General features: G+C 45.9%; 13 protein-coding genes. 9 read left to right on the top strand and 4 right to left on the bottom strand.

Translation table 11 applies throughout. The features are described 5' to 3' along the window. Positions 1-4 precede the first annotated feature (4 nt). From sfsA to panC, 7 genes are all read left to right on the top strand, one after another. Entirely contained in the window at positions 5-727 is a 723-nt protein-coding gene (gene sfsA, locus KI743_RS11210; RefSeq protein ID WP_285466452.1) for a DNA/RNA nuclease SfsA, read from the top strand. 137 nt (positions 728-864) lie between these two features. Beyond that, complete coding sequence (dksA, locus tag KI743_RS11205; RefSeq protein ID WP_032551504.1) at positions 865-1,311, top strand: RNA polymerase-binding protein DksA; 447 nt, start codon at positions 865-867, stop codon at positions 1,309-1,311. 87 nt (positions 1,312-1,398) lie between these two features. After that, positions 1,399-2,274 carry a tRNA glutamyl-Q(34) synthetase GluQRS gene (gluQRS, locus tag KI743_RS11200; RefSeq protein ID WP_285466451.1) on the top strand — a complete coding sequence of 292 codons (876 nt, stop codon included), beginning with the start codon at positions 1,399-1,401 and terminating at the stop codon, positions 2,272-2,274. Positions 2,275-2,457: 183 nt separating this feature from the next. Beyond that, complete coding sequence (pcnB, locus tag KI743_RS11195; protein ID WP_285466450.1) at positions 2,458-3,813, top strand: polynucleotide adenylyltransferase PcnB; 1,356 nt, start codon at positions 2,458-2,460, stop codon at positions 3,811-3,813. Beyond that, positions 3,810-4,295, top strand: a complete 486-nt coding sequence (folK, locus tag KI743_RS11190) for a 2-amino-4-hydroxy-6-hydroxymethyldihydropteridine diphosphokinase (protein ID WP_032551501.1) — start codon at positions 3,810-3,812, stop codon at positions 4,293-4,295. Before pcnB ends, folK begins: the two co-directional genes overlap by 4 nt. 23 nt (positions 4,296-4,318) lie before the next feature. After that, entirely contained in the window at positions 4,319-5,113 is a 795-nt protein-coding gene (panB, locus tag KI743_RS11185) for a 3-methyl-2-oxobutanoate hydroxymethyltransferase (RefSeq protein WP_285466448.1), read from the top strand. A gap of 8 nt (positions 5,114-5,121) precedes the next feature. Further along, positions 5,122-6,012 (top strand): pantoate--beta-alanine ligase, encoded by an 891-nt coding sequence (gene panC / locus KI743_RS11180; protein ID WP_032551499.1) that lies wholly within the window; start codon positions 5,122-5,124, stop codon positions 6,010-6,012. Between the two features lie 85 nt (positions 6,013-6,097). On the opposite strand, the gene KI743_RS11175 is transcribed toward panC, so the two are convergent. The 3 genes from KI743_RS11175 to KI743_RS11165 all read right to left on the bottom strand — a co-directional run bounded on the left by KI743_RS11175 (position 6,098) and on the right by KI743_RS11165 (position 9,686). Beyond that, complete coding sequence (locus KI743_RS11175; protein ID WP_150869252.1) at positions 6,098-6,868, bottom strand: ABC transporter permease; 771 nt, start codon at positions 6,866-6,868, stop codon at positions 6,098-6,100. Position 6,869: 1 nt separating this feature from the next. After that, on the bottom strand, positions 6,870-7,787 hold the full coding sequence (locus KI743_RS11170) for an ABC transporter ATP-binding protein (RefSeq protein ID WP_152469272.1): 918 nt from the start codon (positions 7,785-7,787) through the stop codon (positions 6,870-6,872). 228 nt (positions 7,788-8,015) lie between these two features. Further along, on the bottom strand, positions 8,016-9,686 hold the full coding sequence (locus tag KI743_RS11165; protein ID WP_032551496.1) for a SulP family inorganic anion transporter: 1,671 nt from the start codon (positions 9,684-9,686) through the stop codon (positions 8,016-8,018). A 243-nt stretch (positions 9,687-9,929) separates the two neighbouring features. Between KI743_RS11165 and can the strand changes: the two genes are divergently transcribed. Beyond that, complete coding sequence (can, locus tag KI743_RS11160) at positions 9,930-10,598, top strand: carbonate dehydratase (RefSeq protein WP_150893490.1); 669 nt, start codon at positions 9,930-9,932, stop codon at positions 10,596-10,598. Between the two features lie 73 nt (positions 10,599-10,671). Here can and hpt read toward each other — a convergent pair whose 3' ends face one another. Next, positions 10,672-11,202 carry a hypoxanthine phosphoribosyltransferase gene (gene hpt, locus KI743_RS11155; RefSeq protein WP_150869255.1) on the bottom strand — a complete coding sequence of 177 codons (531 nt, stop codon included), beginning with the start codon at positions 11,200-11,202 and terminating at the stop codon, positions 10,672-10,674. A gap of 337 nt (positions 11,203-11,539) precedes the next feature. Here hpt and KI743_RS11150 point away from each other — a divergent pair, with 337 nt between their 5' ends. Then, positions 11,540-12,145 carry a LuxR/HapR/OpaR family quorum-sensing transcriptional regulator gene (locus KI743_RS11150; RefSeq protein WP_032551493.1) on the top strand — a complete coding sequence of 202 codons (606 nt, stop codon included), beginning with the start codon at positions 11,540-11,542 and terminating at the stop codon, positions 12,143-12,145. Positions 12,146-12,162: the final 17 nt, after the last annotated feature.

Raw genomic sequence — 12,162 nt, 5'->3', positions numbered from 1 at the left:
TAAAATGCACTTCGATTCTCCTTTAGAGTCTGCGACTCTTATAAAACGCTACAAACGTTTCCTGACGGATATCAAACTTCCTGATGGCAGTGAACGTACTATCCACTGTGCCAACACTGGCGCGATGACAGGTTGTGCTGAACCGGGAAACATCGTGTGGTACTCAACCTCTGACAACCCTAAGCGAAAATACCCAAACAGCTGGGAGATCTCAGAAACAGCACAAGGCGATCGAATTTGTGTGAACACTGCCCGTGCTAACCAATTGGCAGTGGAAGCGATTGAAAATGGCGCTATAGTTGAACTTTCAGGTTATCAAACGCTGCGCACCGAGGTGAAATACGGCAGTGAGAATAGCCGGATAGACATTTTGCTCGAGGATGAAGCCAAAGCGGATTGCTATATAGAGGTGAAAAGCGTCACTCTATTGGCAGATGACCCAAGTGTTGGAAAGGGACAAGGCTACTTTCCAGATGCCGTTACCACGCGTGGTCAAAAGCATCTGCGTGAACTCACAGAAATGGCAGAATCTGGTCAAAGAGCAGTACTTTTATTCACTGTTTTACATTCAGGTATTGAAAAAGTCTCAGCGGCACACCATATAGACGCCAAATATTCATTATTACTAAAACAAGCACAAGACGCTGGTGTTGAAGTTCTCTGTTACAAAGCTGAACTCAACAATACTCAAATGGAATTGAATCAAGCGGTTGAATTCATCGCTTGATTCGCAAAGTGCGGAACTCTGCACATTGATAACAAGTTTACATTTGAGTGTTTGCCACCATTCGTTCTTTCTGCTATAGATACCCGCCTTAAAATTAGCTGCTTTGCAGTTGACTAGGTGTAAATAGGAGATGCTGTATGCCAGAATCTAAGAAAAAAGCGCTAGGCATCCTAGCAATCGCAGGTGTTGAACCATATCAAGAAAAGCCAGGTGAAGAGTACATGTCACCTGAGCAAATGGCTCATTTTACAAAGATTTTGGAAGCTTGGCGCAACCAGCTCAGGGAAGAAGTTGATCGTACTGTTCACCACATGCAGGACGAGGCAGCAAATTTCCCAGACCCAGTTGACCGCGCTTCTCAAGAAGAAGAGTTCAGCCTAGAGCTACGTAACCGTGACCGTGAACGTCGTCTAATCAAGAAGATTGAGAAGACTCTAGACAAGATCGAAGAAGACGATTTCGGCTTCTGTGATTCTTGTGGTATCGAAATCGGTATTCGTCGTCTTGAAGCTCGTCCGACTGCTGATCTTTGTATTGACTGTAAAACACTTGCAGAAATCAAAGAGAAACAGATGCAAGGCTAATCCTTGTTGATGTGAAGAAAGGGAGCACTCGCTCCCTTTTTTATTTGGTCTTTTATTCCCCATACAACCATTACTTAGGCTTTTACTATGAGTTATATCGGGCGCTTTGCACCTTCTCCTTCAGGCCCTCTTCATTTTGGCTCACTTGTGGCTGCACTCGGTAGCTACTTCCAAGCAAAATCACAAAAGGGACAATGGCTAGTTCGCATGGAAGATCTCGATCCACCGCGCGAAATGCCAGGAGCCGCCAATCTTATATTAAAAACCTTAGAGACCTATCAGTTGCATTGGGATGGCGAGGTCATATATCAGAGTCATCGACACCCGGCTTACCAAGCACAGATTGAACAGTGGCTTACCGAGCAGCAAGCTTACTACTGCGAATGTACCCGCAAGCAGATAAAAGCCCTAGGTGGCTTCTACAACGGTCACTGTCGTCACGCAGCACTAGACGATAATGGTGAACGCGCGGTACGCCTAGTGATGAATCACCCAGTTGAGTCATTCGAGGATATTCGCCACGGCACCATGAGCATTCCAGCCAAACTCGCCAAAGAAGACTTTATTATTAAACGTCGTGATGGCTTATTCGCCTACAATCTAGCGGTGGTGCTGGATGATATCGCTCAAGGGGTTACAGAAGTGGTGCGAGGAGCTGACTTAATCGAGCCCACAGGCCGTCAAATCAGCCTCTATAAAGCCCTAAATCAGCCACAGGTGAGTTACCTCCATCTGCCTCTAGCGACCGACGCTACGGGTAACAAGCTCTCAAAGCAGAATCATGCAAAGGGTATCGACTTAGACAACCCAAAACCGGCACTGTTGAGTGCAATGCGCTTTCTCGGTTTCACTTTACCTCTCGACATTGAGCAAGGTTCTTTGAGCGAGATTTTGGCTTGGGGTTGCCAGCGTTGGCATATCAATCAGCTACCCGATACACTGCATAAAGAGCACCGTGATTGACACGTTCGCGGCATGAAATCGTATAAACGACACATAAAAATGCCACAACCCTTGGGTGTGTATAAGCGGACAATGTTCTCAAATGGCTTCCGCTAGGCTATTATTAGCCGCAATTAAACTCTGCACTACCACTTTGGACTAAGAGAAAAGCAAAGTTGGCGATACCTACTTTGTTGTAAACTAATGAATACAAACGACAATACCCCTAGCGAACAACGTGGATTCCACGATTTAGCTCTGAATATTTACACTCGACAAGAGCACAATATTTCACGCAAGCAGATCAGTGATAACGCACTAAAAGTGTTATATCGCCTGAATGGTGCGGGTTTTGACGCATTCCTAGTCGGTGGTGGTGTGCGAGATTTACTGCTCGGCTCACAACCGAAAGATTTCGATATCGCGACTAACGCGACACCAGAGCAGATCAAAAACCTATTTAGAAACTGCCGTCTTATCGGTCGTCGTTTCCGTCTTGCGCACATCATGTTTGGTCGCGACATCATCGAAGTAGCAACTTTCCGTGGTCACCACCAAGAGCCATCGAAAAACGTATCAGCTCAGTCTAAAGAAGGTATGTTGCTGCGTGATAACGTCTACGGCAGCGTCGATGAAGATGCAGAGCGTCGTGACTTCACCATCAATGCGATGTACTACAACATTGCAGACTACAGCATCCACGATTACGCAGGTGGTGTGGAAGACTTAGAAGATCGCTTGATCCGTCTGATTGGTGATCCAGAAACTCGCTACCGTGAAGACCCGGTACGTATGCTTCGTGCCATGCGTTTCTCTGCTAAGCTAGACTTCGACATCGAAGAAGACACGGCCGACCCAATTGAAGGGTTAGCTCACCTGCTAAAAGACATCCCAGCAGCTCGTCTTTATGAAGAGTCACTGAAGCTTCTTCAATCAGGCTACGGTCTTGAAACTTACCACCTAATGCGCGAATACAATCTGTTCCAACAGATGTTCCCAGCGGTGGCTGAATTCTTTACTGAGGACTACTCATCTCAGACAGAACAGATGCTGGACTTGGTGCTCGATTCTACTGACCTGCGCATCGAAGATGGCAAACGCGTTAACCCAGCCTTTATGTTCGCAGCTATCTTGTGGTACCCGATGAACAAACTGGCCGAGAAACTAGCCGATGAGCTTGGTCTTTCTCAATATGACGCCATCATGGAAGCAAGCAACGTGATTCTTGATCAACAGGTTAAGAGCATTGCTATTCCACGCCGCCACACAGCGACTATTCGTGAAGTATGGCAACTGCAGCTTCGTCTACCTCGTCGCAACGGCAAGCGTGCTCAACGCCTAATGGAGCTCAACAAGTTCCGTGCTGGCTTTGACTTCCTTGAGATGCGTGGCGAGATCGAAGGTGGTGAAACCCAAGAACTTGCTAAATGGTGGGAGCGCTACCAGAGTGCAGGACGCAACATGCGCCAAGCGATGGCAAACGATGTGGCTCCACCATCTAAATCTGGTCATCGACGCCGTAAGACTTACCGCAACAAGAAAAGTAAGCAGTCATCATGATCACAGCGTACATCGCGGTCGGCAGCAATCTTGCCGACCCTGTGAGCCAAGCAAATTTGGCTATCGAAACACTAAAAAGCCTACCGCAATCAAAGTTTATTGCGACCTCTAAGCTATATAGTAGCACTCCAATGGGGCCGCAAAACCAACCAGATTACATCAATGCGGTGGTTGCTATTGAAACCGAATTAACGCCGATTGAACTGCTCAACTGCACCCAAGCAATTGAGCAAGAGCAAGGGCGTGTCCGTAAAGATGAGCGTTGGGGACCAAGAACCTTGGACCTAGACATCATTTTATACGGCAATGAGGTGATCGATTCAGAGCGCTTAACCGTTCCTCACTACGGAATGAAAGAGCGAGAATTCGTTCTTTACCCGCTAGCTGAAATCGCACCAAGTTTACAACTCCCTGATGGGACTGAGCTCAGTGAACTGCTTAAAGTAGTCGACAAAAACGGGCTCAATGTTTGGCAAAAATAAGCCAAACGCATTAAGGAAAACCAATGAAAAAAGTAACCATTAACGACCTGATCAAGTGCAAACGTGAAGGCCGTAAATTTGCAACGTCAACGGCTTACGACGCAAGCTTCAGTCAACTATTCGAAAGCCAAGAAATCCCTGTCCTTTTAGTCGGTGATTCGCTTGGTATGGTGCTGCAAGGCCAAACTGACACACTGCCAGTTACCGTAGACGACATTGCTTACCACACTCGCTCAGTACGTGCAGGTAGCCCAAACTGTCTGTTGATGGCTGACATGCCATTCATGAGCTACGCAACACCTGAGCAAGCATGTGAAAACGCGGCGACGATCATTCGCGCTGGTGCCAACATGGTTAAGATTGAAGGTGGCAGCTGGCTGGTAGATACAGTGAAAATGCTAACAGAGCGCGCAGTACCGGTTTGTGCACACCTAGGTTTAACACCTCAGTCTGTGAACATCTTTGGTGGTTACAAGGTACAAGGTCGCGACGACGAGCAAGCCGACAAAATGGTTGCAGACGCATTGGCTCTACAAGAAGCTGGCGCGCAAATCGTCCTGCTTGAGTGTGTACCGGCTTCATTGGCAAAACGTATTACTGAAGCCTGTGATGTACCAGTAATTGGTATTGGCGCGGGTAATGTGACCGACGGTCAAATCCTAGTTATGCACGACATGTTCGGTATTTCTGCGAACTATATGCCTAAATTCTCTAAGAATTTCTTAGCGGAAACGGGCGATATGCGTAAAGCCGTGGCAAAATATAAAGAAGATGTTGAGAGCGCACGTTTCCCTGATGACGCTCACACAATCGCTTAGGAGTTAGTATGCAATCTTTCGCTGAAGTAGCGGCTCTTCGTGAGCAGATTAAGCAGTATAAACGTGATGGACGCACTGTTGCTTTCGTTCCTACTATGGGCAACCTTCATGAGGGTCACCTTACTCTAGTAAGAAAAGCGCGCGAACTGGCTGACATCGTTGTGGTTAGTATCTTCGTTAACCCAATGCAATTTGACCGTGCAGATGATCTAAACAACTACCCTCGCACTCTAGAAGCTGACTTGAGCAAGCTAACTGGCGAAGGTGTTGAGTTGGTCTTTACACCAACACCAGAGATCATGTACCCAGCAGGTCTTGATAAGCAGACTTTTGTCGAGGTACCGGGCCTTTCTCACATGCTAGAAGGCGCTTCTCGTCCTGGTCACTTCCGTGGTGTAGCAACGATCGTAACCAAGCTGTTCAACATCGTTCAGCCTGATTTTGCCTGCTTCGGTGAAAAAGATTTCCAACAGCTCGCCGTTATTCGTCAAATGACGACCGATCTTGCACTCGACATCGAAATCGTGGGCGTACCTACGGTTCGTGAAATGGACGGCTTAGCAATGAGCTCTCGTAACGGCAACCTCACGATTGATGAGCGCCAACGTGCACCTGTACTGGCTCGTACTATGCGTTGGATCAGCAGTGCTATCCGTGGTGGACGTGATGATTACGCGTCAGTTGTGGAAGATGCGACCGACCAACTTCGCGCTGCAGATCTACAACCGGATGAGATCTTCATCTGCGATGCCAAGACTCTGCAAGCCATCACTTCTGAATCCACTCAAGCTGTGATTCTTATGTCTGCTTTCCTAGGTAAGACTCGTCTTATCGACAACCAAGTTCTTGACTTAGTTACGGAAACCAAAGAAGAAGTGAAAGAAGAAACCGCTGAGTAATTAACGGTTTCTTAAAAGCAAAATACAAAAAAGGTCGATGTTATATCGACCTTTTTCTTTATCTGTAAGCTCAGTGGTGTAAAGACTAGCTACGTAAGCCAATGCCCTTTGTTACTAAGTAATGTGCAACGCCATACAACACCACAATAAACACACCCAGTACACCAAACGACGTCACAATACCCACGTCAGACACGCCCAAGAAGCCGTATCTGAATGCGTTAACCATATACACAATCGGGTTCAGCTTAGATACACCTTGCCAAAACTCAGGTAGTAGACTGATTGAGTAGAACACCCCGCCAAGATAAGTTAGAGGCGTTAGGATGAAGGTTGGAATGATTGATATATCATCAAAGGTGCGCGCAAAAACCGCATTGATAAGACCACCCAACGCAAATACCACTGACGTTAAGAACACAGTCGCAATGATTACACCCCAATGGTCAACTTGCAGGTCAACGAAGAACAGAGACACAAAGGTAACAATAGCGCCAACTAGCAAGCCACGCACAACCCCGCCCATCACGAAGCCCGCGATAATCACATAGTTTGGTACCGGAGCGACCAAAAGCTCTTCAATGTTCTTTTGGAACTTGGCACTAAAGAACGAAGAGGCAACGTTCGAGTAAGAGTTGGTAATCACCGACATCATGATAAGGCCCGGCACAATGTACTCCATATAGCTAAAGCCGTTCATCTGGCCAATGCGAGAGCCAATCAGGCTACCGAAGATGATGAAGTACAAGGTCATGGTGATCGCAGGTGGAACCAGAGTCTGAACCCAGATTCGGGTAAAACGGTTCACCTCTTTGGTGAGCAGGCTACAAAAAGCCGTCCAATACAGTTGATACATCTTATTTGCTCCCCTCACGAACGATACTCACAAACAGCTCTTCCAGACGGTTCGCCTTGTTACGCATCGACAATACTTTGATACCCTGCTCTGTTAGCTGGCTAAAGATGGTATTCAATCCTAACGTCTTATCAATCTCGATCTCTAGAGAACCATTCACCATCACTTGGCTGTTTACACCTTGCAGCGTCGGCTCAGATGCACCCTCTTCCAAATCAAGGATGAAGGTTTCAACGCTGAGCTTATTCAGCAGCGACTTCATCGTCGTATTCTCAATTAACTCACCACGATTGATGATGCCGATATTACGACATAGCATCTCAGCCTCTTCTAGGTAGTGAGTAGTCAAGATGATAGTGATGCCTTGTTTCTCGTTGATTTCTTGTAGGAACTCCCACATTGAACGGCGCAGTTCAATATCAACGCCGGCTGTTGGTTCATCCAAGATCAGTAGTTGAGGCTCATGCATCAATGCACGGGCAATCATCAAGCGACGCTTCATACCACCAGACAGGTTTCGCGCTCGTTCGCTACGCTTTTCCCAAAGATCGAGTTTAGATAGATACTTTTTTGCGCGCTCTTTAGCTAGTGACTTAGACACACCGTAGTAGCCAGCTTGTTGAAGTACAATCTGCTCAACGGTCTCAAACTGGTTAAAGTTGAATTCTTGAGGAACTAAGCCAAGGTTTTGCTTCGCCAACTCTAGGTCTTTATCGATATCAAAACCAAAGACATTCACCTTGCCTGACGTTTTGTTTACCAGTGAGGAGATAACGCCTATCGTGGTCGATTTGCCCGCGCCGTTCGGCCCAAGTAATGCGTAAAAGTCGCCTTTTTTCACCTGCAGACTGATGCCTTTCAAGGCCTCAAATCCACCAGCGTAGGTCTTTCTAAGTTGTTCGATTTCTAATGCGTACATGAAGATAACTTGCCATTTGCGATTAGTGAGTGGGCATGAGAGAAAAGATGACTTTATTCTCAGACACGTCCAATATACCAACAAGTCTATCGTCAAATGACGATTAAGACAAACTAACATTTCCAAATCTATAGAAACATTTATGGATACGGCTAAAACGAGATAAAAAAATACCGCTAAGTCATTAACTTAACGGTATTTTACAGCTAGAGATTAATTTGCTTTTTACTAAGCGGAACCGAGCTCATGCTCATCGCGTACCACGTAGTTAGTTGCCGCTCTTAGGGCTTCATAACGGAAGCGATAGGTATTCGATTCTGGCACCAGATCAATGACATGGAATTTCTCAAGCTGTTGGCGAGTATTGTCGTTTGGACACAGTAGGTACACCTCACAGTTGGCGTCTAGTGCATCCTTAATCGCATTCTCCAAAGCTAGACCAACCGTGACATCAATCATAGGTACATCGGTGAGATCGAGAATCATCGCTTCGTAATCAGAGATACTGGTGTGCTGACGTGAAATCGCCTTAGAGACACTGAAGATCATTGGTCCAGACAGATAGAAGAACAGCACTTTACCATTGGCCATATCAAGCAAGCCACGTTCGCTATCCGATAGAGGCACATCATCCTCATCCGCATCACTGATCGCCTTCACTTGGCGCGCCTGCTCACGGCTCAATCGCTCAATGATGATGATGTTAGAGATAAAGACACCAAGACCTACCGCAACAATCAAGTCGACGAATACTGTTAATAGCATCACGCCATACATGATCGCCATACCCGCGAAGCTCACGCGGTGTGCACGCTGAATGAAGCTCCAATCAAGGATATTGAAACCCACATATACCGCAATGCCCGCCAGTACCGCCATTGGAATTGGTTCAGTCAAACCACCAGCAACCAGTACAACTAGCGCAAGTACTAACGCACGAATCACACCTGATAATGGAGATCGCGCACCAACCTGAATGTTGGTTACGGTACCCATGGTTGCACCCGCGCCTGGAAGCGCACCGAACAAGCCAGAAATCATATTTGCTAGACCTTGACCACGCAGCTCTTTATCCGAATCGTGCTCTTTACGAGTCAAAGAGTCACCAATAACTGCAGTCAAAAGCGTATCAATACAACCCAGAGTACCCAGCACCAATGCATCGATGACCATCTCGGTAAACATAGAAGCGTCAATGTGCGGCACAACCAATGATGGTAAACCTGCAGGGATTTCACCGATACGGCGAATCGCTTCTGTATCAAACAGAATGACAGAAAGCAGTGTTACTGCGACCAAGGCAACCAATTGTGCGGGAACATACTTTCGGTACTGCTTAGGGAAGAAAAACAGAATACCGAGCGTTAGTAAGCCAAGGAACAACTCACTGAACTTCATATTTGCAACGGTATCAGGCAGAGCAGACAAGGTGCCCATCACGCCACCTGCGGGTGCTGCATGACCAAGAAGTGGAGAAAGTTGTAGGATAATCAGAATAACGCCGATGCCGGACATAAATCCGGAGATCACGCTATATGGCATCAAAGTTATGTATTTTCCTAACTTTAACGTCCCGAGCAATACCTGAAATGCACCAGCCATCATCACAACAGTAAAGGTCATTGCTAAGCCTGTTTCCGGGTACTTCGCCATCATGCTGGTTAGTACTGCCGTCATGATCACAGTCATTGGGCCCGTTGGCTCAGAGATCAGCGTATTGGAACCACCAAACAATGCGGCAAACAGGCCGACCATGATCGCGCCCCACAAGCCCGCTTCGGCGCCTGCACCAGAAGCAACACCAAATGCCAACGCCAATGGCAGTGAGATAATGGCTGTGGTGACACCGCCAAACATATCCCCTTTGAGGTTGATATCTGCAAAACGACTTCCAAACAAAATACATCTCCCTGTGATGAGCTGACAAACCGTATCACTTTAACAAATGTATCAACTACTCAGAAAGTGTTAATTCAATCACAATATTTATGTCTTATAACCGGATGATAGCTTTATGCCTAAGTTTATGATTTTACGTACTAGAACACGTCAGATGAGTACTTTTTGACGCACTTTTTACAAGATTGAATTTGTAACATTGTGTATAGTTAAGCATCTTAATTGAGGGATGTATGAAGCAAGATGCCAGAAATAAAACAGCTTTTTGAAAACAATTCCAAATGGTCTGATGAAATTCGCTCAGAACGACCTGAATATTTTACGACGCTTGAAGAGGGTCAAAACCCGGGGTTCCTTTGGATCGGTTGTTCAGATAGTCGTGTACCAGCTGAACGCTTAACAGGGCTCTATTCTGGTGAACTGTTTGTACACCGTAATGTGGCAAACCAAGTCATTCATACCGACCTTAACTGCCTATCTGTTGTTCAATACGCGGTTGATGTATTGAAGGTAAAACACATCATTATTTGTGGTCACTATGGTTGTGGCGGTGTTAATGCGGCTATTGATAACCCGAAACTGGGCCTTATCAATAACTGGCTACTGCACATCCGTGATAACTACTTAAAGTACCGCAAAGAGATCGAAGCACTGCCACGTGAACAGTGGGGTGATAAGCTTTGTGAAATCAACGTTGCTGAGCAAGTTTACAACTTGGGTAACTCAACCATTATGCAGAGTGCTTGGGAGCGCGGCCAAGAGGTTGAAATCCACGGCGTTGTGTATGGTATCGGTGATGGCAAACTGAAAGATCTTGGTGTGCGTTGTTCAAGCAACGATACCCTAGAGAACAGTCATTTAGAGGCATTGAACAAGATTCTAACCACGCCTCTTCTAGGCCAACAAGGTTAAGTACTTTCCTAACAAATACAAAAAGCCCGCATCACGCGGGCTTTTTAATCATTCGATCTCATCCAATCGACAATTACTCTTGAGGTACAACCTTACCAATGTATGGTAGGTGACGGTATTTCTGAGCGTAGTCGATACCTACACCCACAACAAACTCGTCAGGGATCTCAAAACCGATCCAGTTCACTTCTACGTCAACTTCACGGCGAGAAGGCTTGTCCAGCAGCGTACAGATACGTACTGACTTAGGATCACGTAGGCTCAGGATCTCTTTCACCTTGTTTAGTGTGTTACCAGTATCGATGATATCTTCAACTAGCAGTACATCTTTACCTTTGATGTCATCATCTAGGTCTTTAAGGATGCGCACGTCACGTGAGCTTTCCATTGTATTGCCGTAGCTAGAAGCTGTCATGAAATCTACTTGGTGCGTAAGGTTAATCGCACGCGCAAGATCGGCCATAAATACGAATGAACCACGTAATAGACCTACCAATACGAGATCTTCACTACCTTGGTAATGCTCAGTGATCTGTTTGCCTAGTTCTTGCACTCGATCTTGAACTTCTTGCTCAGAGATCATGACTTCAACTGTATGTTTCATACTGCTCTCATTTTATTTAGTGACTGCGACAAGTGTAGATCGTTTCATCAATAGTGCCGCTGATTTTCGAGCGTAAGTCTAGCACTGCTCAAATACCCACACCACCTCGTCTATCAATTTAAATCACAGTTCTCGTATCAAGAGTCGTATTCTCGGGTTTCGAGTTAGATCGCATTACAACGCCCTATGCGGATCACGATTTATGTATCAAGTTTGATGCAATTGTCCATAAAACAAGCACAAATGATTGACCATTTGCATATGCACCATTACACTCATCTTGGCTTAAATAATAATAAAATCATTAATATAATATTTCGTTGGCAAGGAAAACATTATGGACTCAATATCTAAGAGACCTAGAACTAGGCTTTCACCCCTAAAAAGAAAACTTCAATTGATGGAGATTGCTCTTGAAGTATTCTCTCGTCGCGGCATTGGCCGAGGCGGACACGCAGATATCGCTGACATTGCTCAAGTGTCTGTCGCTACTGTATTTAACTACTTCCCAACACGTGAAGATCTGGTTGATGAGGTTCTAAACCACGTTGTTCGTCAGTTCTCGAACTTCCTTTCAGACAATATCGATCTTGATCTGCATGCGAAACAGAACCTGACCAACATCACCAATGAGATGGTTGCACTTGTTGAACAAGATTGTCACTGGCTTAATGTTTGGTTCGAATGGAGTGCATCAACTCGTGATGAAGTATGGCCACTATTCGTAACAACTAACCGCACTAACCAAATGCTGGTTCAGAACATGTTCGTTAAAGCGATCGAGCGCGGTGAAGTATGCGACCAACATGAACCGAAACACTTGGCGAACCTATTCCACGGTATCTGCTACTCGTTGTTCATCCAAGCGAAGCGTGCAAACTCAACTGAAGAATTGCACTCACTGACTGACAGCTACTTAAATATGTTGTGTATTTATAAGTAGATTCGAGATTCGAGATT

Source organism: Vibrio sp. D420a, assembly GCF_030248625.1.
Taxonomy (GTDB): Bacteria; Pseudomonadota; Gammaproteobacteria; order Enterobacterales; family Vibrionaceae; genus Vibrio; species Vibrio fortis_A.
The sequence above is the reverse complement of the archived record's forward strand: the minus strand, read 5'-3'. Positions and strand labels throughout refer to the sequence as shown.

What these genes read in the sequence shown, in the direction of transcription:
- sfsA (WP_285466452.1), top strand. Translation starts at nt 5, where the DNA reads ATGCACTTCGATTCTCCTTTAGAGTCTGCGACTCTTATAAAACGCTAC.
- dksA (WP_032551504.1), top strand. Translation starts at nt 865, where the DNA reads ATGCCAGAATCTAAGAAAAAAGCGCTAGGCATCCTAGCAATCGCAGGT.
- gluQRS (WP_285466451.1), top strand. Translation starts at nt 1,399, where the DNA reads ATGAGTTATATCGGGCGCTTTGCACCTTCTCCTTCAGGCCCTCTTCAT.
- pcnB (WP_285466450.1), top strand. Translation starts at nt 2,458, where the DNA reads ATGAATACAAACGACAATACCCCTAGCGAACAACGTGGATTCCACGAT.
- folK (WP_032551501.1), top strand. Translation starts at nt 3,810, where the DNA reads ATGATCACAGCGTACATCGCGGTCGGCAGCAATCTTGCCGACCCTGTG.
- panB (WP_285466448.1), top strand. Translation starts at nt 4,319, where the DNA reads ATGAAAAAAGTAACCATTAACGACCTGATCAAGTGCAAACGTGAAGGC.
- panC (WP_032551499.1), top strand. Translation starts at nt 5,122, where the DNA reads ATGCAATCTTTCGCTGAAGTAGCGGCTCTTCGTGAGCAGATTAAGCAG.
- KI743_RS11175 (WP_150869252.1), bottom strand. Translation starts at nt 6,868, where the DNA reads ATGTATCAACTGTATTGGACGGCTTTTTGTAGCCTGCTCACCAAAGAG.
- KI743_RS11170 (WP_152469272.1), bottom strand. Translation starts at nt 7,787, where the DNA reads ATGTACGCATTAGAAATCGAACAACTTAGAAAGACCTACGCTGGTGGA.
- can (WP_150893490.1), top strand. Translation starts at nt 9,930, where the DNA reads ATGCCAGAAATAAAACAGCTTTTTGAAAACAATTCCAAATGGTCTGAT.
- hpt (WP_150869255.1), bottom strand. Translation starts at nt 11,202, where the DNA reads ATGAAACATACAGTTGAAGTCATGATCTCTGAGCAAGAAGTTCAAGAT.
- KI743_RS11150 (WP_032551493.1), top strand. Translation starts at nt 11,540, where the DNA reads ATGGACTCAATATCTAAGAGACCTAGAACTAGGCTTTCACCCCTAAAA.